Source organism: Thalassospira povalilytica (genome assembly GCF_002844235.1).
GTDB classification, from domain to species: Bacteria; Pseudomonadota; Alphaproteobacteria; order Rhodospirillales; family Thalassospiraceae; genus Thalassospira; species Thalassospira povalilytica.
The window spans coordinates 456,931-479,700 of the sequence record NZ_PGTS01000004.1; the positions used below are offsets into that span (position 1 = coordinate 456,931).

Sequence of the window (22,770 nt, forward strand, 5' to 3'; positions counted from 1 at the left end):
CATTTCAGATGTGGTGTCAGATGCCCGCAGCAAAAATCGCCACGGCCCCGGCACAAACCAGCGCCACCCGCGTCACAACGGCGCGCGGCGATATCAGACCGAACGAAATTGCCGTCAAACCAACCGCAACCTTAAGCCCCGCGGCAATCGCCCAGACCGGATCATTGCCAAGATCAATCAGCGATGCATTGGCGATCATGGCAAGCGGCACGATATACAGCCCAACACCAAGCGCCATCGCGGTTCCGGCAACCTTGAGCCAGTTTTCTTCGACCATACCCGCCGCAATAAACACCGCACCGCAGACCGGGGGTGTGATTGTCGACAGCAAGGCAAACCAGAACACGAACAGATGTGCCTGCAACGGATCAAGACCAAGTTCGATCAAAGCCGGGCCCGCCACGGATACGCAGATGACATAAGCCGCCGTGGTCGGGACTTCCATGCCAAGGATCAGACAGGCCAGTGCCGTCAGCAACAAAGCAGGCCATAACATCCCGCCCGACCCGGATAGCAGAAGCGACGTGATTTTCACCCCAAGCCCGGTCAGCCCGAGAACCCCGATCACAATCGAGGCACAAAGAATGATCGACCCGATCATTGCCACCTGACGCCCGGCATTCAGACAAACGTCGGTAAAGCGATCCTTTGCCCGAACCAGATCAAAAGTCAGTGTGCCGTCAAAAAACAGCAAGGCCGCCCCGGCAAGCAGGGCAAGGCATGCGGCATATTGCGGCGTGTAGCCACCCCCGAACATTCCCCACAGCAAAATGGTAAAGGGCACCAGGAAAAAGCATGATGTGATAATCACAGCCCGCATTGTCGGGCGATCTTTTTCCGGCACACCGGGAAGATCGAAACGCTGGGCAAAGGCATTGATCCCCACCCAGACAGCAAGGAAATAAAGAATGGCCGGCAAGATCGCCGCAACCATGATTTCGACATAGGGTCGCCCGGTCAGTTCCACCATCACAAACGCACCCGCCCCCATCAAAGGCGGCATGATCTGACCACCTGAAGAGGCCACCGCTTCGACCGCGGCTGCCAGCCGTTTGGGATAGCCAAGCCGGGTCATTGCCGGCAATGTAATCGCACCGGTCGATGCCACATTGGCCGATGCCGATCCCGATATCGAACCAAACAGTGCTGATGAAACGACAGATACCTTTGCTGCCCCGCCCTTAAGACGGCCAGCAGCCGCACCGGCAACATTCATGAAACCCTGTCCGGCTTCGCCCGCATTCAGAACGGCCCCAAATATCACAAAGATCGCAACGATACTGACCGACACCCCGGTCAGACTGCCCCAAAGGCCGCCTTCGGCAATGGTCAGGGTCCCCAGCATGCTTTCGACCGGAAGCCCGGCATGCCCGAATTCACCGGGAATATATTCCCCCCACAGCGCATAAAGCAGTGCAATCGACGCCACCAGAGGCAGCGGCCAGCCAATGGCGCGACGCGCCATTTCCAGAACAATCAGCAAAAGCGCGGTCGCAATCGCGATCTGCCCGTTGCCCATCAAAAATCCGTACTGATCGCCAAGTGCCGAATGATTGGCAACAATCCAGCCACATCCAAACAAACCAACAATGGTCAAAGCGATGCCGGAAATTTTTTGCGCCGGAGTTTTCGCAACAAAAATCAATGCCCATGGCAAGGCAAGCGCCATGTGGATCGGGCGGCTGACAAGGTTGGGAACAAGGCCGGAAAAAATCAGCCACAGGTGAAATGCAATCGAAACTGCACCAAGGATAATCCAGAAGGGGCGAGAAATGGCCGACATGTCAGATCAGTACATTTGATAAAGAACGGCCCGGCAAGACTGCCGGGCCTGTGATGCAAGAAAAGATCAGAACTTAACGCTGATCATCACGAACCGGGAAACCTGCCTCGGCGTAGTAACGCAGCGCGCCGGCATGGATTTTACCGGTGATGTTGCCCAGCATTTCCGGCGCGACACCGTTCCACCAGGACGAGCTTTCACCCATTTTGGCTTTCTGTTCCCAGAAGGTCTTGGTCAGTTGATAAGCCGTATCATCATCCATCTGGGTGGTCGCAAAGGCGACAACAGACAGCGATGCGGTGGTGATGTCCTTGTCCTGGCCGTTATAGGTGCCTGCCGGGATAACCGTCTTGTCACGTTTGGTCAGGGCAAGCTGTTCGTCAGACAGCGACAGAACATTCACATCCGTACCCGCAGCCGCTTCGATCACGTTTGGCGCAGGCCAGGAACCGGCGGTGACAAAGCCGTCAATCTGACCGTTTTTAAGGGCGGCAACCGCGTTGGAAAGCTCGGCATCCGCAAGATTGACCTTGCCATCAAGACCGAACAGACCAAGGTACTTTTCGCCTTCCTTGGCCCCGAAGGAGCCCTTGCCCAGCAAAATGGTTTTGCCTTCGAGACCGGCAAAATCGGTCGCGCCGGAATCAGCGCGCATGACGAAATGCATGGTCAGGGACGGGATCGGAAACAGGGCGCGGACGCCTGCAAATTTTTCAGCCGGGCGGTCCTTGAACGGGCCTTTGGCAGCCTGGGCAAGGCTGACCAGACCGGGCGGCGACGTGAAGACATAGTTGCCCGGACGTACCATGGCTTCCATGACATTCTGAACCGAACCCTGGCTTTCTTCGACCGTGACGATCACATCACCGTTGGTACCGGTTTTCATGGCTTCGGCGAATTGGGCCGCCATCTGGTAATAGGACGATGCGGCTTTTGCCGATTTCAGGGTGACACGGGTTTCGGCCTGTGCGGCAGTCGCCATCGACAGGGCCATGACACCGGCGGCAATGGCGCCAAGAGTACGTTTCATTTTCAAGGTTTCCTCCCCTTGTATGGTGGCCCGCCGGTCGGCTTTGGTTGCCGAACTTGAAGACGAACCGTTTCGCTGGTGGCGAAAACGCGCAAAATCCAGCCCGCTTTCAGGATGGTTTTTGGCAAAAAGAACCAAATTCCCGGTCATAGAAAGCATCTGGGGCGCCAAGGTCAAGCAGCTTGTGGCATTGATTGGCCGTCAATCGACTTCAAGCAGTCCGGATTTCACATGCCAGTTGCGCAAAACCGGCACTATTCGCGGCAGGGCTTCGCCCTTAAAGGAGGCGATGAAATTGCACGGGAACTTCTTGTGCAGAATGGCGTTAGCCCCAAAATGCATGACAATCCTTTTGCTTCAATGGCTTGTTTGGATTGACATGTTTCGTATCCTTGCCGCAGGGTGTCCCTGCCCCACACGAACTCAGACGAGGAAGCCATGCCGCGCTCGCCGGTCGCACTGATTATTGCACTGTCAGCCACTTTGTTTGCCGCATTCGCGCTAAACAGTGGCGCATCGCTGCAATCATCGCTTTTGGCACTGCGTGCATCGGCAGAAGGATTCGCGCCGATCTTCACCGGTATCATTATGGCGTCCTATTATATCGGGTTCGTTGCCGGGATTGTCTGGGGCGCAAGTCTGGTTAACCGGGTCGGGCATATTCGAACCTTTGCCGCCCTGGCATCGACCGGATCCGCGATCACGTTGCTGCATGCCGTTTTTGTCGATCCGATCACCTGGTCGCTGTTTCGTGCGCTGACCGGGCTTTGTGTATCGGGGCTTTATCTTGTGATTGAAAGCTGGCTGAACGCGCAGGCCGACAACACGTCGCGAGGCGGTACAATTGCCATCTATATGACGGTGTCGCTTGGCGGCCTGGCAATTGGTCAGCTGCTTTTGAATGTATCACCGATCAGCAGTTTCGAGCTGTTTACGGTGGCCTCGGTTCTGTTGTCGCTGTCTCTGGTACCGCTCGCATTGACACGCCAGCCGCCCCCCACGGCAGTCAGCGGCGAACGCATGACGTTCCGCCGCCTTTATAATATCTCGCCGCTCGGCTTTGTTGCCGCATCGGGTGCCGGTGTATTGTCCGGGGCTATTTACGGGGTTGGTCCGGTTTTTGCCGCCGACCTTGGTTTGCCGACCCATGATGTCGCCTATTTCATGTTCTTTGTCATTCTGGGCGGCATGATCATGCAGTTTCCGATCGGCAAACTGTCCGATATGGTGCCGCGCCAATATGTGATGATTGTTGTTCTGTTCGGGTTGGCGATCTGTGGGCTGATCCCGCTTGCCGCGCCGGATATGATCCGCAACAACCTGACGCTTTGGGGGGGCATCACGGGTGTGTTCATCATGCCGATCTATGGATTGGCTGTGGCCTATGTGAATGACTATCTCGAACCCGAAGACATTGTTCCTGCATCTGGTGGCCTGTTGATCATTTACGGTGCATCCGCCGCCACAGGACCGCTTCTGGGTGCCAGTGCCATTGGCCATATGGGCCCATGGGCGCTTCCGGTCTGTTTTGCGATTATCGGCATCTGTGTCGCAAGTTTTGCGATCTATCGCGCCGGTTTCGGTCGTCGTATCAGCATCGAGGAACAGGGTCAGTTTGTTGCCGTGCCGCGCACAACGCCGATGGCATTTGAACTGTCCCCGATCACCGATGACCCCGGCCAGGATCAGGAAGATGGCCAAACCGCGGGCAGCAGTCCCCTTGATCCTGATGAAATCGCTGAAATGATGACCCCGGATGGCACCGCACATCCCGATGATTTCGGTCAGGTCGCACTCGACGACCCCCAACCCGATGACGACACCGAACGACAGTCGGGATCAGGATCGGAAACGGGCCCCGCATCCGGTTCAACATCGCGATAGCTTAAAGGCCCCGCCGGGATCAGATGGCGATACCGGCGGTATCACTGTGACCGGTCTATTTCCATAATACGGAAAACATCCCGAAATAGTAAAACCGGCTGTGGACCAGCACGGGTTCCAACCCATATGTTGTGGCAAATGAAAGCGTGGGAACGCAAAGAGGACGACGTTCGATAATCGGACGATTTCCCGGCTCCCACGGCGGTTCCAAGTCTGGTGAGAGAAACACATGACCCAACGTATTCAAAAAGGCGGACTTCAGATCGCAACGGTTTTGCATGATCTGGTTGCCAACGAAATCATTCCCGGCACGGGAATCAGTTCTGATCAGTTCTGGGCGTCATTTGAAAAGCTGGTCACCGAACTTGGCCCGCGAAACAAGGAGCTTCTGGCAAAGCGTGACGCGCTTCAGGCAAAGATCGACGAATGGCACCTTTCGCGCCAGGATCAGGCCCGCGACCCGGCCGCCTACAAGGAATTCCTGACCGAAATCGGGTATCTGCTGCCCGAAGGGGATGATTTCTATATCGGCACGACCAATGTCGATCCGGAAATTGCCCGTGTTGCCGGCCCACAGCTTGTTGTGCCGGTCATGAATGCGCGTTACGCGCTCAATGCTGCCAATGCACGCTGGGGCAGCCTTTATGACGCGCTTTATGGCACCGACGTCATTGATGAAGCCGATGGCAAGGAAAAGACCAAGGGCTTTAACCCGAAACGTGGTGCAGCGGTTGTTGCCTATGCTGCGGATTTCCTTGATCAGGCGGTTCCGCTTGCCAGCGGCAAACATGCCGATGCAGCCAAATATGAAGTTCGTGAAGATGGTTCGGGCTGGTGGACGCTTGTTGTTACACTTTCCGATGGCAGCGAAAGTGCCCTGGCACAGCCGTCACAGTTCATTGGTTACAATGAAAAGAACGGTGCGCTTTCGGAAATCCTTCTGCGCAACCATGGTCTTCATGTCGAAATCCGGATCGATCCGAGCCACCCGATCGGCAAGGAACATGCCGCAGGCGTTTGTGACGTCATTCTGGAATCGGCCCTGACCACCATTCAGGATTGCGAAGATTCGGTCGCTGCGGTTGATGCCGAAGACAAGACCCTTGTCTATCGCAACTGGCTTGGCCTGATGAAAGGCACGCTTGAGGAAAAATTCGAAAAAGGTGGCAAAACGGTTACCCGTCGCCTGAATGCGGATCGGACCTATCAGGGTTTTGACGGCAACGAGGTTGTTCTTCCGGGCCGCAGCCTGATGCTGGTGCGTAACGTTGGCCATTTGATGACGTCCGATGCGGTTCTTGATGCCAATGGCAATGAAGTGCCCGAAGGGTTCATGGATGCCATGATCACCGGCCTGATTTCCAAGCATGACGTTGAAGGCAAGAACGAGCTTTCGAACTCCCGTCATGGCAGCGTCTATATCGTAAAGCCGAAAATGCACGGCCCCGAAGAAGTCGCACTGACCAACGATCTGTTTGCATTTGTTGAAAACGCGATCGGTGTTCCGGAAAACACCCTTAAGGTTGGCATCATGGACGAGGAACGCCGCACGACGGTGAACCTTAAGGAATGCATCCGTGCCGCCAAAGACCGCGTTGTATTCATCAATACCGGCTTCCTTGACCGGACCGGTGATGAAATCCATACCAGCATGGAAGCAGGCCCGGTTGTCCGCAAGGAAGCGATGAAAGACCAGTACTGGATCGCGGCCTATGAAAACTGGAACGTTGATGTCGGCCTTGAATGCGGCATGAAGGGCATCGCCCAGATCGGCAAGGGCATGTGGGCAAAACCTGATCGTATGGCCGAAATGATGGTTGCCAAAATCGGCCATCCGAAAGCCGGTGCAAACTGTGCCTGGGTTCCGTCCCCGACGGCTGCGACCCTGCATGTCATGCATTATCATCAGGTCGATGTCCGTGCCGTTCAGGACGAAATCGGTAAGCGCGAACGCGCAAGCCTTGATGACATTCTGGCCATTCCGCGCCTTGGCGACATCAAACCGATGCCAAGCGAAATTCAGGAAGAGCTTGATAACAATGCCCAGGGGATCCTTGGATATGTTGTCCGCTGGATCGATAGTGGTGTGGGTTGTTCCAAGGTGCCTGACATCAATGATGTCGGCCTGATGGAAGACCGTGCGACGCTTCGTATTTCAAGCCAGCATATTGCAAACTGGCTGCATCATGGTCTTTGCACCGAAGAACAGGTTATGGAAACCATGAAGCGCATGGCTGCTGTCGTTGACAAGCAGAATGCCGGTGATCCGACCTATCGCAATATGGCACCGAACTTTGATGACAGCGTCGCCTTTGCTGCGGCCTGCGATCTGGTCTTCAAGGGCCGCGAGCAGCCGAACGGCTATACCGAGCCGGTCCTTCATGCCCGCCGCCGCGAAGCCAAGGCGAAATACGGCGCATAAAACCCGCCAAAAGCATCAAAACAAAAGCCGCCCGGATCATTCGGGCGGCTTTTTTGCTGCAAAAAATGCTGCACCATCAAGTGCAACATAAAATCTGTTTATTCGCCAAGCGTCATGATCTCGTAGCCCTTGTCGGTGACAACAAGGGTGTGCTCATACTGCACGGTGGCATCACCGGTATCGGCAAACAGTGTCCAGCCATCTTCACCATCCAGCGCCCATTTCGCGCCATAGGACAGGAATGGCTCAATGGTGATGACCTGTCCCTTTTTCAGGGAACGGCGTTCTTTGGGATCGTCCCAGGTCGGGATGGTGTGCGGATGTTCGTGCAATGACTTGCCAATCCCGTGACTGGCCAGATTGCGGATCAGGGTATAGCCGCCCTTGCGGGCAAAATTTTCAATCTTGAGACCGATTTCACGGATCGGGGCCTTGTCGCGCACCACCTTGATCCCGGCCCACATCGCCTTTTTGCCATCTTCGCACAGCTTGGCAATTTCCGGCTTTGCCGTGCCGCAAATGAAGCTGGCGCCGGTGTCGGAAAAATATCCGTCCAGCGACGCGGACACATCGATATTCACCAGATCGCCATCGGCCAGAACCTGATCGCCGGGAATGCCGTGTGCCACCGCTTCGTTGACACTGATACAGGTCGCACCGGGAAATTTGTATTCGCTTTCGGGTGCGGAAACCGCCCCGGCATCTTCAAGGATTTTGCGTCCGATATGGTCAAGTTCAGCCGTGGTGATCCCGGGAACCGCAGCTGCCCCCATCGTATCGCGGGCACGCGCGCAAATCCGGCCAATCCGGCGCAAATGGTCAAGGTCTTTTTGGGATGAAACTGTCATGAAATGCTTATTGCGATGGCGCGTTGCAAAGTCAAGAAAACCCGCGTCTGACAGGGTTTTATCATTGATGAAATTGTCGTGATGCGGCCCAAACGGCGCGTCAGGCCCGCGAAGTTGAACTGTCGGACGATTTTTCGACAACCGAAAACAGAACATATCCGTTCTTGCCCCGCGCCTTGGCGGTATAAAGCGCAATATCGGCACGTTCCAGAAGCTTTTCCGGGTCATGGCCATGTTCCGGATAGACCGATATCCCGATGCTCATATTGATCGAGACCCGGTTCCCGCCCGTGATGAAGGGCATCAGGATTTCGTGCAGAATGCGTTCGGCAAGCATGGTGGCCTCGGTGGCACCGTTTTTGTCGACATGACAGACAATGACCATCTCGTCACCGCCAAGACGCGCGACAAGATCACCACCCCGCACGCATCGCCGCAACCGCTTTGCCACTTCGCGCAGAACGTCATCACCCGCCGCATGGCCAAACCGGTCATTGATCGGTTTGAAATCATCCAGATCAAGCATCAGGATCGCCAGTTCGCCTTTTTTGCGATCTGCGCGCGCAATGGCATGTTCAAAATAGGCATCCATCGCCAAACGGTTGCCAAGCCCGGTCAGCTTGTCATGGTGGGCGATATGTTTCATCGCCCCCAATGCCGCATCTTTTTCCGTCAGCTTGGCCAACAGAGACTGGAGGTTTTTGGACAGGATATTGATTTCGCGGGCGCCGCGCACATCCGGGAGCTGGCTGATTTCGCCGCGCTTCATTGCTTCGATCGCGTTGGCCATATGACCGATCGGCCCGACCAGAAAACCGGCCGCCCACCAAGCGATGATACTGAACACGACCGCAAGAACCGTTCCCCAGATCAAAATATCACGGCGCAATTCAAATACCGGGGCAAGGGCATCATCGACATGCTGACGCACGAGGATCGACCAGTTCAGGCCATCATAATCAAGATGCCCGTCAGCAGGCGCATATCCGGTCAGATATTCCCGGCCATCGGGCCAGGTGCTTATTTTCCAGCCGACATGATTGCGCTTTGCCTCGGTCAAGGCATCAAGACGCAGGCTGGTCCCCACCAGTTCCTGATCGGGTCCCAGCAACACCGTGCCTTCCTGTGAAATAACAAAGATATCGACATTCTGATGGATACCCTGACCACCAAAAAGCGACTTGCGGACCGTATCGGCCCATTCCCAACTCAGATGCGTTGCCAGGACACCGGTGAATTCATCGCTGTCATTGACCAATGGTACAGCAATATCGACGAACTGGATGGGTTCACCATTATAAAGCGGGAATTTTTCGGCAAGCAGTTTGGCATCATGCACATCACCGATGAACTGGCCGTTCTTGCCGTACTGGAATACGGGCCGCTGGGCAATATTCATTCCTACAAGCATGTCACCGGTCGCGGCAACCACCGTTCCTTCGTGATCAAGGACACCGATCCAGGTGAAAATCGGAATTTCCCGGCGCAGCCGATTGATGATCGAACTGATTTCGCGCACATCTTCGAAATTGCGCAGGGCACCCAATGTGCTCAGAACTGAGACTTCGCCGCGATGTGTCCACATGGTGCGGTCAAGTTCATCGGCCATCTGAAGTGCAATATCAGACACGCCAAGGCCGATCTGCGTTTGTAAATCTGCACCGGACCGTTTGCCGACCACAAAGCTCATCAATGCCGCCAACCCGACAACCATAAGCGCAGTTGCCAGGGCGACTTGCACACGGATTCCGACTTGAAACAGCTTGTTCAAGGCTGACCCTCTCACTCTCCGGGACCGGGGCATATTGTTTTTGCGTGTTTGCCCTCGGTGCGGCTGGTTTGCCATACCGCATTTAATGACCGTGATATAAGGATCAGACAAGCGGTTTTGAAGAAGGTCCCAAACAAAATATGACAGCCATCTTATATGGCTGTCATATTCGAATGCACATGGATCAGCGTCAAACGCGCCGATCAAATATCAAAGAACACCGTTTCGTTTTCACCCTGCAGAACAATGTCAAAGCGATAGACCGGCACAGCGCCGCTGTCATCACGCGTTGCGATCAGGGTTTTACGGCGTTCGGCTTGCTCAATCAGGTTCAGCACCGGGTCGGCTTCATTGGCGTTTTGTTCGTCGCCAAAATACATCCGCGTATTCAGGCCGATATTGATGCCGCGTGCGACAATCCAGAAGTTGACATGCGGCGCCATATCCCGACCATTTCGGCCTGTCACCACACCGGGCTTGATGGTTTCAAACCGGTACACCGCAGTATCAAAATCGGTACCGGTGCGCCCCCAACCACGGAAGTTTGCATCAATCTCGCCCGTGTTCTGGCGATCAAGTTCATGGTTGTAGCGCCCATCTGCATTGGCCTGCCAGATTTCAAGCAACGCATCGCGAAGCGGCGTACCCGTCCCGTCAATCACCCGGCCTTCGATGATGATCCGTTCGCCGCGGGTGTTTTCATCGGCCATGATATTGGTGAAATTGTTTTCAAAAATATCAAAGCCCGCCTGTTTGGGGATCAGGCCGATATGGACATAGGGACCCGCCGTCTGGGATGCGGTTTCTTTGAGATATTCAAGTGACTGCACCATGGATCAGTTCCCTTCCAGACGGTTTTCAAACAAGGTCGAACGACGACCGCGCAAAACGATGTCAAACTTGTAGGCAATGGTATCAAGCGGGATCGAGCCATTGAGATCAATCGGCGCAATCAGGCGGTTGATCGCATCTTCATCTGGAATGACATGGACGATCGGGCATTCCTTGATCAGCGGATCGCCTTCGAAATACATTTGGGTGATCAGACGCTGGGCAAAGCCCGATCCAAAGACCGAAAAATGGATGTGGGCCGGACGCCAGCTATTGACATAGTTGCGCCACGGATAGGGTCCCGGCTTGATCGTGCGGAAAAAGTAATAGCCGTTTTCATCCGTCAGCGCGCGCCCGCACCCGCCAAAGTTCGGATCAATCGGGGCAAGATAGGTATCCTTTTTATGGCGATAGCGCCCACCGGCATTGGCCTGCCAGAATTCAACCAGCGTATGGGGAACCGGGCGATTGTTTTCATCAAGAACCCGGCCATGTACGATGATGCGTTCGCCAATCGGATCGCCATCCTTGGCATAATTGCGGATCAGATCGTTATCGAGCGGACCAAGTTCGTGCTGACCAAATACCGGCCCGGTTGTTTCGGATAACGATCCCTGAAGCGACAACATCGCCTGACGCGGGGAACGCGCGACTGATGTTTTATAAATCGGCGTATAGCCCGCGGGCTGAAGCGTTCGGTCACGCTGATAGAATTCCATTGATCTTCCTCCGCAAAATGTTTGTTCCGGTTTGTGCCGGTCTTGCGAACATCCTGCGCAGTCGATTGCATAAAATAAATGCATGATTTATCATTTAATTCATGAGCAATTTCGATCATTTGGAACTGGACGGGCATGCATTGCGGTTGTTTCTGGCCGTCCTTGAAGAAGGATCGGTAACCGCAGCCGCCGAACGGCTTGGCGTGACGCAATCAGCGGTCAGTCACAATCTGACCAAGCTGCGCCGGATCATGCGCGACCCGCTTTTCACCAAATCCGGGCGCGGCATTGTTGCCACCGCCCATGCCCAAAGCCTGGCCGAACAGGCGCGGTTTCTTCTTGATCAGATGCAGGCCTTTGCCAGTGGGGCAGATTTCAATCCCGCCGATGCCCGCCTGTCGCTGACCATTGCCGCAAACGATCTTCAACGCGATCTGTTGTTGCCCAGTCTGTTTGAAAGCCTTGAAAGGCAGCTTGCCGATATCCGGATGACGGTTGTGCCATCCCTTTTGCCCGGTCCGGCCTTGTTGCGCGAAAATCGCTGTGACCTTCTGATTTCGCCGCGCCCGCCCGAAGGTGTCGATATCGTCCAGAAACGTCTTTTGACCGATCATTACATGGTGTTTTTCGACCCCGAAATGCGCGCAGCCCCGGCAAATGCAGATGACTATATGTCAACCCGCCATATCACGGTTCGTTACGGCAACAACCGCACCCTAGAATTCGATGATATGCTTGAAAATCAGGGGATTGATCGTAACATCGTTTTGCGGGTGCCGAACTTTACCGCCATTGCCGAATTTCTGCGGGGCAGCCAGATGATCGCAACTTTGCCAAGCCTTTTGCAGCAGCATGCCCTGCGTGATTTTGCGCGTGTGCCCCTGCCACTCGATACACTTGCCGTCAACACCATCGATCTTCCGATCTATATGTGCTGGCACCAACGATATCAGCACGATCCATCACACAGATGGCTTCGTTCCCAGCTTGAAGATGTGGTGGCTGCCAAACTGCGCACACCATCGAACCGCCCGCTTTCGCAACAAACAGGCTAGACAGCACGTCATGACCACTACCCAGATCATCTATTGGCTTGAATTGGCGGGCGTCGCCGTTTTTGCAATTACCGGCGCGCTTGAAGCATCGCGACGCCAGATGGATGTTGTCGGCTTTGTTCTGATTGCGACCTTTACCGGTATTGGTGGTGGCACCGTTCGTGACGTGATCACCGGGGCGACGCCGGTTTTCTGGATCCGGGACCCGGCCTGGGTGGTGACGTGTATCGGGGCTGCGATCTTTACCTATTTCACGGCTCATCTTGTGGAACGGCGCTATGTGGCGCTGATCTGGCTTGATGCGCTTGGCCTTGCGTTATTTGGTGTAACCGGGGCTGCGATTGGTCTTAATCTTGGTGTTGCGCCACTGGTCGCAATCATTCTGGGAATGATTTCCGCAACATTTGGCGGCATGGTCCGCGACGTTGTGTGTAACGAAATCCCGCTGATCCTGCGCCCGGAAATCTATATCAGCTGCGCACTTCTGGGGGCGAGCATCTATGTCCTTGGCACGGCGGTTCTGGAATTGCCGCGTGGACCGGTGGCAATCATTGCGTTTTTCTGTGCGTTTTTACTGCGCGCCTGCGCGATCAAATTCAAGCTGAGCTTCCCGGTTTATAAAGCACGTCCCGGCCGCGAATATTAAGCCAAATGCAGGTGTTTTCAGCCGACGCCTTTGGCCTCAGCACATCCATAGTGAGTTAACTGACTTGATCGCGCAACAAGGCTGATTTTTGGCTTATAACCCAGCGTAATTTTTGACAAATGCCCGGTAAGCCTTGTCATTCGACAATCAGCTGCACCCGATCACTTGAAAAGGCCGTAACGCCATATTCGATCGGCACCCCGGCAGAATCAACATCGACGCTTTCCGTTGAAATTACCGGGCGGTTTTTGGCCTGTTTCAACAGGCTTGCCACACGTGATGACGGCAAGGCAGCCGAAATTCGCGTTGTTTTGCGGCTGTAATCATCAATGCCAAACCGTTTGAAGGCCTCGGTCAGGGATTTGGTTTGGGTGAAGATGTCAACGATGCCGTCAAAACGGGCTGCCGGCATGTAGCTTGTCGCCACAGCCAGTGGAATGCCATCGGCCTCGGAAACGGAAAACAGTTCAATCACGCGGGTACCGGGTTTGACATCAAGACAATTGGCGACCGTTACATTTGCCTTTAGCACCTCTGACGAGATCAGCCGTTTATCGGGAAGACGGTGGCGCCCCGATACGATCTGGGAAAATCGGGTTTTGGATCCCAGCGGATAATCCAAGATCTGCTCCTGGACAAAGGCACCGCGACCCTGTTCGACGCGCACCACATGACTATCGACAAGTGCCGCCATCGCACGGCGCACGGTATGCCTGTTCACGCCAAACCGGCGCACCAGCTCCATCTCCGTCGGCATTTTGTCACCGGGTGAAAACACACCTTCGGCAATATCAGCCAGAAGCTGTTTTTCAATTTGTTTCCAGATAGATAGTCCCGGCTCCCAATCCATCACTTTCCCCGTTCATAAAACTTTCACCGCAAGACCTTTGCCAAGCTCGATAAATCGTCTTATAACGTGAATATGTATAGACGTCTAGACAAATTTTGAATTTGTCGACTTGCTGGAAAAGGATCAGACAGATGACGGCGCATACCGCCTGGACAGACGGGCCCGCCCAGGATCACAATCCCCTTCATCAGAACCAGACAGAGCCTGTTGATCAGGCGACCGCGGCGCGGCAACGCTGGATGTCGGTTCTTGCACGCACGCCACGTGCGACTCTGGAAAGCGAATGGACCACCCGTTATGGCGATCAGAATTGGTCCCTGCTGCGCGAACCACAGATTGGCATGGTGATGGTGCGTGGACGCGCCGGTGGTGCGGGGCAGCGTTTCAATCTTGGGGAAATGACCGTAACCCGCTGTGCTGTGACGCTTTCGGACGGCACCGTTGGCCATGCTTATGTCAAGGGTCGCGACCGTTTGCAGGCGCAATATGCCGCGCTGTTTGATGCCGTCATGTTGCGCGATGGATCGGCCGGGGATTTCATTGATGACCTTGCCAGTGCACAGGCCGATGCCAAACGCGACCATGCCCGCAAGGTTGCCGCAACCAAAGTTGATTTCTTTACCCTTGTCCGCGGAGAAGACGAATGACCCTGCAATCCCAGACAAGTGACTTGCTGCCGGGCTTTGACCATGCCGCCTTTGATTCGAATGCCGTTTTCCGGGTTTTGCTTGACGCCATGTCGCGGCCCGGGTGCATTTACGACCTGCCGGTTTCGATTGCCACACCTGATGGCCTAAATGCATCGGCCACCGCGACACTCCTTGCCATGGCAGATATGGACACCACCATCTGGCTGTCGACGTCCTGCATGACCAAGGCCGCGAACGATCATCTGAAATTCCATTGCGGCTGCCCGATCAGCGATGACGTTGCGCAGGCCGACTTTGCCGTTGCCCGGATTGATGATGACCTTTCCTTCATCACCCGTCTTTCGATGGGCAATGCCGAATATCCCGATCAATCGGCAACCCTGATCCTGATGGTCGACGACATCACCAATGCACCGGCAATGAAACTGACCGGGCCGGGGATCAAGGACAGCCATGACCTTGCGATCAAGAACCTTCCGGCAAGCTTCCATACCTGGCGTGCGGAAAACCATCACATGTTCCCGTGCGGAGTTGATGTGATTTTCGCAAGCCTGACCCAGATTTCCGCCCTTTCGCGCACCACCCGGATTGAGGTCATTTAACCATGTATGTTGCCGTCAAAGGTGGCGAACGCGCCATCAACAATGCCCACCGGCTGCTTGCCGAACAGCGCCGTGGTGACAAAAAGGTTGCCGAAATCCAAACCGATCAGATCGAACAGCAATTATCGCTGTCGGTGACCCGCGTCATGGCCGAAGGATCACTTTATGACCGCGATCTGGCCGCCCTTGCCATCAAACAGGCCCGCGGTGATTTGATCGAGGCGATTTTCCTGATGCGTGCCTATCGCACGACATTGCCGCGTTTTGCCTTTTCCAAGCCGATCAAAACTGCGGACATGGATATATCACGCCGCATTTCGGCAACCTTCAAGGACTTGCCCGGCGGGCAGATTTTGGGGCCAACCTTTGACTATACCCATCGCCTGCTGGATTTCACCTTGATGGCCAATGGCGAGGAACCGCTTGATGCGCCATGTGGAGAACATCCGGTGGATGACCATATGCCGCGCGTTCTGGACGATATCCTGAATGACGAGGGCCTGATACAGGACGAACCGGTCCCGGTCGATGACACTGCACCGGTTGCCGATTTGACCCGCGAACCGGTCAAGTTCCCGGCCGGTCGTGACCTTCGATTACAGAACCTGAGCCGCGGGGACGAAGGATTTGTCCTTGCGCTTGGATATTCGACCCAGCGCGGATACGCCAACAGCCACGCCTTTGTTGGTGAAATCCGCTATGGCAGCGTATCGGTTGAAATCGAACCCGAAGAACTCGGCTTTGCCATTGATATTGGCGATATCGAACTGACCGAGTGCGAAACGGTCAACAAATTCAAGGGATCGAAGACCAAACTGCCGCAATTCACCCGCGGCTATGGCCTTGTGTTCGGTCAGAACGAGCGCAAGGCAATTTCCATGGCACTGGTGGATCGTGCCATGCGTGCCGATGAAATGGGCGAACAGATCATGGGCCCGGCACAGGACAGCGAATTCGTGATGGAACATAGCGATAACGTCCAGTCCACCGGCTTTGTCGAACATATCAAGCTTCCGCACTATGTCGATTTCCAGGGTGAACTTGAACTTGTTCGCCGCATGCGGACCGAAGTCGAAGAACGATTGGCCAAGCTTGATACCGAGACCGCCCGCCCCCAACCCGAAGCCGCGGAGTAACTCCATGGAACAGACTGTCAATTATTCGGCGGATGGGGCAACGGCCTATAATTTCGCCTATCTCGATGAACAAACCAAACGCATGATCCGGCGCGCATTGCTGAAGGCCGTTGCAATTCCGGGATATCAGGTCCCGTTTGCCGGTCGTGAAATGCCAATGCCCTATGGCTGGGGTACGGGTGGCGTGCAGGTCACCGCCGCCGTTATTGGCCCTAATGATACCCTTAAGGTCATCGACCAAGGGGCTGATGACACCACCAACGCAGTTTCCATCCGTCAGTTCTTTGCCAAGACGGCAAATGTTGCGACGACTGAAAAAACCGCCGAGGCATCAATCATTCAGACCCGCCACCGCATCCCGGAAAAGGAACTGCGCGAAGATCAGGTTCTTGTTTATCAGGTGCCGATCCCCGAACCGCTTCGTTTCCTTGAACCGCGTGAAACCGAAACGCGCAAAATGCATGCACTTGAAGAATATGGCTTGATGCATGTGAAGCTGTATGAAGACATTGCGCGTCACGGCCACATCGCCACCACTTATGCCTATCCGGTCATGGTGGATGATCGCTATGTGATGGACCCGTCACCGACACCCAAATTCGACAATCCGAAAATGAACGATATGGCGGCCCTTCAGCTGTTTGGGGCCGGACGCGAAAAACGCATCTATGCCCTGCCGCCCTACACCAAGGTCAAAAGCCTCGATTTCGAAGATCATCCGTTCGAAGTCCAGACCTGGAAAGATGAATGCGGCATGTGCGGCGCCCGCGACAGTTACCTTGATGAAGTCATTCTCGATGATCAGGGCAACCGGATGTTTGTTTGCTCGGACACCGATTACTGCAGTGAGCGGCAGGAAGCCGGCCATCGCGGCCCGCAACATCATGACCAGCCCCTTGGCAAGGCAGCACGCGAAAAGGCAGCAGAATAATGACCCAGATGAGCAATCCGCTTTTGCGTGTGGACAACCTGACCATGATGTATGGCGACCGGGTTGGCTGCAAGGATGTAAGTTTTGAACTCCGCCCCGGCGAAGTTCTTGGCATTGTTGGAGAATCCGGTTCGGGCAAATCCACTTTGCTGCGCAGCATTTCCGCCCAGCAGGAACCGACCAAAGGAACGGTTCAATACAATACCCGTATTGACGGCGTGTGTGATGTCTATCAGATGTCCGAAGCCCAGCGCAGGCTTTTGATGCGCACCGACTGGGCGTTTGTGCATCAAAACCCGCGTGACGGGTTGCGCATGAATGTCAGCGCCGGGGCCAATATTGGCGAACGCCTGATGGCGATCGGGGATCGTCATTATGGCAATATCCGCAGCAATGCGGACGCCTGGCTTGGCAAGGTCGAAATTGCGTCCGAACGCCTTGATGATCTGCCATCGACCTTTTCGGGCGGCATGCAGCAACGTTTGCAGATTGCCCGCAACCTCGTAACCAGCCCGCGCCTCGTTTTCATGGACGAACCCACGGGTGGGCTTGATGTTTCTGTTCAGGCCAGATTGCTCGATCTGCTGCGCGGGCTGGTTCACGACCTTAATCTTGCGGTGATTATCGTCACCCACGATCTGGCGGTTGCCCGGCTTCTTTCGCACCGGCTGATGGTGATGCAACAGGGCAAGGTGATTGAACATGGCCTGACCGATCAGGTGCTTGATGACCCGCAGCATCCCTATACGCAGCTGCTTGTTTCTTCCATTCTTCAGAACTGACCGGGGCGGGAAAATGTCTGAAATGCTTCATGCTCAAAACGTCGCCAAAAGCTTTACGCTCCATACCCAGGGCAGCGTAACCATTCCGGTTTTTCAGGGTGTTGATTTTACCCTTTCGGGTGGGGAATGCATCGCGCTGACCGGTGAGTCGGGTTCGGGGAAAAGTACCTTTATGCGCATGCTTTATGCCAATTACACGTGTTCTGACGGATCCATCAAGGTGTTCCATGATGGTGACTGGCTTGATATCACCACCGCCAGCCCGCATTCGATCCTTGAGGTGCGCAAGCGCACCATGGGCTATGTCAGCCAGTTCCTGCGCGTGATCCCGCGTGTGCCGACCCTTGAAATCGTGGCCGAACCGCTGGTTGCTCTGGGTACTGCCCGCGAAACCGCGATGGACAAGGCACGCGATCTTTTGACCCGGCTTCGCATTCCGGAACGTTTGTGGCAACTTTCGCCACTGACATTTTCGGGCGGTGAACAGCAACGGGTGAATATCGCACGCGGCTTTATTACCGATTACCCGATCATGCTGCTTGATGAACCGACTGCATCGCTTGACGCCCAAAATCGTGCCACTGTTCTGGCATTGATTGAAGAAGCCAAGGGACGTGGGGCGGCGATCGCCGGTATTTTCCATGACCATGAAACCCGTGATGCGGTGTGCACCGGGTCGTTTGATGTGACTTCGTTTAAAGTTGGGGCCAATGACTGAACAGATTTTTACCAATGCCAAACTCGTCCTGGCCAATGAAGTCATTGACGGTGCCGTCCAGATCAAAGACGGACTGATTACAGATGTTTCCGACCGGCCATCCAATATTGCCGGTGCCGAGGATATGGGTGGCGATTACCTGATGCCCGGGCTGGTGGAACTTCATACCGACAACCTTGAAAAGCACCTGACCCCGCGCCCCAAAACCCGCTGGCCCGCCACGGCGGCCGTTGTCGCCCATGACAATCAGGTGGCAAGTGCGGGAATCACCACGGTGTTTGATGCCATTTCAGTTGGCGATGTGACCGATGGTTCGGAACGTATCGAACGCCTGATTGAATCCGTCACCGCCCTTGAACATGCGCTTGAAAACCAGCTTCTGCGCGCAGATCATAAACTGCATCTGCGGTGCGAAACGTCTTATGGCGGACTGATCGAGGCACTTGATAACCTTGTTGATCTGCCTTTGGTCAAGATGCTTTCGGTGATGGACCACACACCCGGTCAGCGCCAGTTCGTCAGCCTTGATGCCTATTACACCTACTATCAAGGCAAGTATGGCATGAGCGACGAAGAAATGCGGAAATTCATCGCATCGCGCAAACGCGATTCCGAACTTTATTCCGTCAAACATCGCCGTCATGTGGTGGATCTGGCACATGCCAAAAACCTTGCCCTTGCCAGTCATGATGACGCAACTGCCGAACATGTTGCCGAGGCCGTGCAGGACAAGATGACCGTGGCCGAATTCCCGACCACCCTTGAAGCAGCCAAGGCATCGCATGAAGGCGGACTTGGTGTGATGATGGGGGGACCGAACCTTGTACGCGGCGGATCTCATAGCGGCAACGTTGCGGCAGGCGATCTGGCCAGGAATGGCTATCTTGATATCATTTCAAGTGATTATGTCCCGCACAGCCTGCTGCACGGGGCAATGAAACTGTTTGATGATTTTGACGGATATGATTTGCCGCGCGCCATTCGCACCGTAACGCTTAATCCGGCAACGCAAGTCGGCCTGACGGACCGCGGTGAAATTGCCACGGGCAAGCGCGGCGATCTGATTCGGGTGCATCATTCGCCGCATCATCCGATTGTCCGCGGGGTCTGGCGTGAAGGTGTTCGGGTGTCATGACCGAACGCCATACCCATGATGGCGCGATAAAACCGGGACTTTTGGTCCTTGTCGTCGGCCCAAGTGGCGTTGGCAAGGACACCCTTCTGGATGCGGCACGGGAACGGCTGAAAGATGCAGCGCATATCTGCTTTCCGCGGCGCTGCATCACCCGCCCGGCCGGGTCAGTTGGGGAAATCCACATTCCGGTCCGACCGGAAGATTTCGCACAGATGGCCCGCCAAGGTGCCTTTCTGCTGAGCTGGAAGGCGCATGATCTTTGCTATGGCATTCCACGCCATGTGCAGGATGATGTGGCAAATGGCAAAACCGTCATCGTCAATGTATCACGCAGTGTGATCGATGATGCCCGATCCCTGATCGGTCATGGTCAGGTCCGGGTTCTGAACATTCGGGCCAGCAGGGATGTTTTGCGCAAACGTCTGGAAGCCCGCGGGCGTGAGGACATTCTTGATATCGAACGACGTCTTGCCCGTGCATCCGCCTATCAAATCGATGGCGACAATATCGTTCATGTCGATAATGATGCCGATCTTGAAACCGGTATCACACGTTTCATCGCCGCCATCGAGATTGATCACGCGATCGCCAATCGGGCCTGAACCCTGTCCCTTCCAACGAAACATTACAAAAAATGCTGCAGTTTTTGCTGCAGCATTTTTGTTTAGCCCTTAAGGGCAAATCTTTGCAAAAACCAGAATGGCTTGCCGTCGCCAGGATCCCCGAACAGGCAGATATCGGTAACTTCAAACGGTTCTGCACAAAGCGGCGCAACAACCGGTACCAATGCCTTTTCAAAGCGCGCAACCTGATCAGCTTCAAGCTTGTTGGTCAGGGTCAGATGGAACCGGAACTCTTCCATCACATAGGGATATCCCCATTTGACCAAATTGGCTTCCTGGCGATCGGAAAGCCCCACCGCGCGGCGCTTGTTCATTGCCGCTTCGTCTTCGGGTTTGCGAAAATCATCAAGATCACGCACCAGCAATGCTGCAAGCGCACCAAGGTCGCCCAACGGTTCGGTCGGCACAAGCGCCAGAAAGCGACCGATTGCCTTTAACTTAAGGGGCCCGCAGGTGACCGGTTTGATTTGTGTAGCAACATCTTTGATCGCGGTTTCAAGGTCGGTTCTGCTTTGCCCGTCATTCAGGGTGAAGGGCGGCTTTAAAGTCCCATGAAAACCATAACGGGCGGGCGATGTGGTGGCAGCAACGATTTCATCATCATCAAGTCCGTCGACAACCGGTCGCGCAACATCCTTTCCGGTTGCGGCATCGCGCCCCAGCCAGGCATCACCAAAAGCCCCAAGGCCGCTTTGCGGTGCCGGAGCATAATAAAGGGCATAGCGTTGATATTCTGACATGATTTCTCTTTGACGGAATGCCGTGGGGCCGAGCCCCATCTTGGGAATTGTCGCGCCAACGCGCAACACCCGTTTGATGAAAAACGCCGAAGAATTTCATCTTCGGCGCATCGCAAAATCAAACATCAATACCGGATCAGACTGTATCGTATTTCAGGCAGAAATCACGTACCGGAAGGCTTCGGAAATCAACCAGCCGTTCGCGCAACATATCATGGGACCAGTCCCACCATTGGATGCGCAAAAGGGCATCGATAATATCGGCTTCAAACCGGGGACGAAGGGGACTTGCCGGAATGCCGGTCACAATGGTGTATGGCGGCACATCCTTGGTCACCACGGCACCGGAACCGACAACCGATCCAATGCCGATGGTCACCCCGCCCTGCACGATCGCACCATGACCGATCCAAACATCATGATGAAGTATCACGCGTTTTTCCCGACGCCAGTCAAAGAAGGTCGGATCATCATCGCCAAGCTCATAGGCGCTTGATCGATACTGGAAGTGATGCATGGATGCCCGGTCCATCGGATGCTGTCCGGGATTGATGCGGGTATGGGCGGCGATATTCACGAATTTTCCGATATTGGAATAGATGATCTCGCTGTCATTCACGACATAGGAATAGTCACCCATTTTCGTTTCGCGCATCGATGTCCGTGGGCCGACCTCGGTCCAGACACCCATTTCGCAATCGACAACCGTCGCAGTGCCATCAATGGTCGGATATTCCGAAAGCGCCTTCATGGCCGGTTTGGCTTGCGTGATTTGAAAAGTCATCTGATCACGTCACCAACTTGCGCAGACGCTGGGAAACCATATCAAGAAGACTGACCGAAATGATGATGATGATCATGACAGCCGCGGTTTCGGCATAATAGAACCCGCGAATATATTCCCAAAGCACCATGCCAATCCCGCCCGCACCGACGATACCAAGGACCGTAGCCGACCGTACGTTGGACTCAAACCGGTAAAGCGAATAGGAAATCCAAAGCGGCAGGACTTGCGGGATTACGCCAAAAATAACTTCCTGAAGTGCATTGGCCCCGGTTGCGCGGATGCCTTCGACCGGTTCGGGATCAATCGCCTCGACGGCCTCGGAAAACAGTTTGGCAAGAACACCTGTGGTGTGGATCCAAAGTGCAAGAACACCGGCAAACGGACCAAGCCCCACCGCCACAACGAACAGCATGGCAAAGACCATTTCGTTAATGGCGCGGAAGGAATCCATTAAACGGCGGACCGGCTGATAAACCCAGACCGGCACGATATTTTCAGAGGATAGAATGCCAAACGGGATCGAACACACGATTGAAAGCGCCGTTCCCCAGATCGCGATCTGGATGGTGATCCACATTTCTTCGACATAGGTCTTCCACATCAGGAAGTCCGGCGGAAAGAAACCTTCTGCGAAATCGACCATATTGCCGCTGTTTTCAAACAGGGCCATCGGGCGCATATCCGCACCTTCCCACGACATGGCCAGAAGACCAAGAATGACCGCCCAAAGCAAAAAGCTTGATGCCGAGCGTTTCAGGTCCCTTGGCGGAAGCTCCGTTGCGACAGATGACGCGGAAGAAATGCTGCTATTCATCATGTTAATCCCG

At 54.8% G+C, this 22,770-nt stretch carries 23 protein-coding genes; 12 read left to right on the top strand and 11 right to left on the bottom strand.

Translation table 11 applies throughout. The features are described from left to right. Positions 1-16 precede the first annotated feature (16 nt). The 3 genes from CU041_RS13520 to CU041_RS20645 form a co-directional block, all read right to left on the bottom strand. Positions 17-1,783 (bottom strand): TRAP transporter permease, encoded by a 1,767-nt coding sequence (locus tag CU041_RS13520; protein WP_101247309.1) that lies wholly within the window; start codon positions 1,781-1,783, stop codon positions 17-19. Positions 1,784-1,856: 73 nt separating this feature from the next. Continuing rightward, the gene (locus tag CU041_RS13525) at positions 1,857-2,813 is read right to left on the bottom strand and encodes a TAXI family TRAP transporter solute-binding subunit (protein WP_068520032.1); all 957 of its coding nucleotides are present in this window, start codon (positions 2,811-2,813) and stop codon (positions 1,857-1,859) included. Positions 2,814-3,014: 201 nt separating this feature from the next. Continuing rightward, positions 3,015-3,155, bottom strand: a complete 141-nt coding sequence (locus CU041_RS20645; RefSeq protein ID WP_170310225.1) for a hypothetical protein — start codon at positions 3,153-3,155, stop codon at positions 3,015-3,017. 96 nt (positions 3,156-3,251) lie between these two features. Between CU041_RS20645 and CU041_RS13530 the strand changes: the two genes are divergently transcribed. Both CU041_RS13530 and CU041_RS13535 read left to right on the top strand, forming a co-directional pair. Further along, positions 3,252-4,697, top strand: a complete 1,446-nt coding sequence (locus CU041_RS13530; protein ID WP_233433106.1) for an MFS transporter — start codon at positions 3,252-3,254, stop codon at positions 4,695-4,697. A 229-nt stretch (positions 4,698-4,926) separates the two neighbouring features. Then, positions 4,927-7,119: a malate synthase G gene (locus CU041_RS13535; RefSeq protein WP_101247310.1), complete on the top strand. Its 2,193-nt coding sequence runs from the start codon at positions 4,927-4,929 to the stop codon at positions 7,117-7,119. A gap of 98 nt (positions 7,120-7,217) precedes the next feature. Here CU041_RS13535 and map read toward each other — a convergent pair whose 3' ends face one another. From map to pcaH, 4 genes are all read right to left on the bottom strand, one after another. Continuing rightward, positions 7,218-7,967 (bottom strand): type I methionyl aminopeptidase, encoded by a 750-nt coding sequence (map, locus tag CU041_RS13540; protein WP_068520033.1) that lies wholly within the window; start codon positions 7,965-7,967, stop codon positions 7,218-7,220. Positions 7,968-8,067: 100 nt separating this feature from the next. Continuing rightward, a complete protein-coding gene (locus CU041_RS13545; protein ID WP_233433107.1) occupies positions 8,068-9,708 on the bottom strand; it encodes a GGDEF domain-containing protein in 1,641 nt (546 codons plus the stop codon). 233 nt (positions 9,709-9,941) lie between these two features. Beyond that, a complete protein-coding gene (gene pcaG / locus CU041_RS13550; protein ID WP_101247312.1) occupies positions 9,942-10,571 on the bottom strand; it encodes a protocatechuate 3,4-dioxygenase subunit alpha in 630 nt (209 codons plus the stop codon). A 3-nt stretch (positions 10,572-10,574) separates the two neighbouring features. Continuing rightward, positions 10,575-11,288 carry a protocatechuate 3,4-dioxygenase subunit beta gene (gene pcaH / locus CU041_RS13555; protein WP_068519950.1) on the bottom strand — a complete coding sequence of 238 codons (714 nt, stop codon included), beginning with the start codon at positions 11,286-11,288 and terminating at the stop codon, positions 10,575-10,577. 101 nt (positions 11,289-11,389) lie between these two features. Here pcaH and CU041_RS13560 point away from each other — a divergent pair, with 101 nt between their 5' ends. Together CU041_RS13560 and CU041_RS13565 are read left to right on the top strand one after the other, a co-directional pair. Next, the gene (locus CU041_RS13560) at positions 11,390-12,343 is read left to right on the top strand and encodes a LysR family transcriptional regulator (protein WP_101247313.1); all 954 of its coding nucleotides are present in this window, start codon (positions 11,390-11,392) and stop codon (positions 12,341-12,343) included. A 10-nt stretch (positions 12,344-12,353) separates the two neighbouring features. Beyond that, on the top strand, positions 12,354-12,989 hold the full coding sequence (locus CU041_RS13565) for a trimeric intracellular cation channel family protein (RefSeq protein ID WP_101247314.1): 636 nt from the start codon (positions 12,354-12,356) through the stop codon (positions 12,987-12,989). Positions 12,990-13,125: 136 nt separating this feature from the next. On the opposite strand, the gene phnF is transcribed toward CU041_RS13565, so the two are convergent. Beyond that, complete coding sequence (gene phnF / locus CU041_RS13570; protein ID WP_101247315.1) at positions 13,126-13,839, bottom strand: phosphonate metabolism transcriptional regulator PhnF; 714 nt, start codon at positions 13,837-13,839, stop codon at positions 13,126-13,128. Positions 13,840-13,970: 131 nt separating this feature from the next. Between phnF and phnG the strand changes: the two genes are divergently transcribed. The 8 genes from phnG to phnN are packed head-to-tail and all read left to right on the top strand — an operon-like array spanning position 13,971 to position 20,395. Beyond that, a complete protein-coding gene (gene phnG, locus CU041_RS13575) occupies positions 13,971-14,486 on the top strand; it encodes a phosphonate C-P lyase system protein PhnG (protein ID WP_101247316.1) in 516 nt (171 codons plus the stop codon). Next, entirely contained in the window at positions 14,483-15,091 is a 609-nt protein-coding gene (gene phnH / locus CU041_RS13580) for a phosphonate C-P lyase system protein PhnH (RefSeq protein WP_101247317.1), read from the top strand. The genes phnG and phnH overlap by 4 nt, the downstream gene beginning before the upstream one ends. A 2-nt stretch (positions 15,092-15,093) precedes the next feature. Beyond that, positions 15,094-16,227, top strand: a complete 1,134-nt coding sequence (locus CU041_RS13585; protein WP_101247318.1) for a carbon-phosphorus lyase complex subunit PhnI — start codon at positions 15,094-15,096, stop codon at positions 16,225-16,227. Between the two features lie 4 nt (positions 16,228-16,231). Next, entirely contained in the window at positions 16,232-17,158 is a 927-nt protein-coding gene (locus CU041_RS13590; RefSeq protein ID WP_101247319.1) for an alpha-D-ribose 1-methylphosphonate 5-phosphate C-P-lyase PhnJ, read from the top strand. Then, complete coding sequence (phnK, locus tag CU041_RS13595; protein ID WP_417826855.1) at positions 17,158-17,940, top strand: phosphonate C-P lyase system protein PhnK; 783 nt, start codon at positions 17,158-17,160, stop codon at positions 17,938-17,940. Before CU041_RS13590 ends, phnK begins: the two co-directional genes overlap by 1 nt. 13 nt (positions 17,941-17,953) lie before the next feature. Then, the gene (gene phnL / locus CU041_RS13600) at positions 17,954-18,658 is read left to right on the top strand and encodes a phosphonate C-P lyase system protein PhnL (RefSeq protein WP_170310226.1); all 705 of its coding nucleotides are present in this window, start codon (positions 17,954-17,956) and stop codon (positions 18,656-18,658) included. After that, entirely contained in the window at positions 18,651-19,793 is a 1,143-nt protein-coding gene (locus CU041_RS13605) for an alpha-D-ribose 1-methylphosphonate 5-triphosphate diphosphatase (RefSeq protein ID WP_101247320.1), read from the top strand. Before phnL ends, CU041_RS13605 begins: the two co-directional genes overlap by 8 nt. Then, positions 19,790-20,395 (top strand): phosphonate metabolism protein/1,5-bisphosphokinase (PRPP-forming) PhnN, encoded by a 606-nt coding sequence (gene phnN, locus CU041_RS13610; protein ID WP_170310227.1) that lies wholly within the window; start codon positions 19,790-19,792, stop codon positions 20,393-20,395. The genes CU041_RS13605 and phnN overlap by 4 nt, the downstream gene beginning before the upstream one ends. Before the next feature lie 62 nt (positions 20,396-20,457). On the opposite strand, the gene CU041_RS13615 is transcribed toward phnN, so the two are convergent. The 3 genes from CU041_RS13615 to phnE form a co-directional block, all read right to left on the bottom strand. Next, entirely contained in the window at positions 20,458-21,156 is a 699-nt protein-coding gene (locus tag CU041_RS13615; RefSeq protein WP_101247321.1) for a DUF1045 domain-containing protein, read from the bottom strand. A gap of 136 nt (positions 21,157-21,292) precedes the next feature. Continuing rightward, entirely contained in the window at positions 21,293-21,940 is a 648-nt protein-coding gene (locus CU041_RS13620) for an LbetaH domain-containing protein (protein ID WP_101247322.1), read from the bottom strand. A gap of 4 nt (positions 21,941-21,944) precedes the next feature. Beyond that, positions 21,945-22,757, bottom strand: a complete 813-nt coding sequence (phnE, locus tag CU041_RS13625) for a phosphonate ABC transporter, permease protein PhnE (RefSeq protein ID WP_068519968.1) — start codon at positions 22,755-22,757, stop codon at positions 21,945-21,947. Positions 22,758-22,770 lie beyond the last annotated feature (13 nt).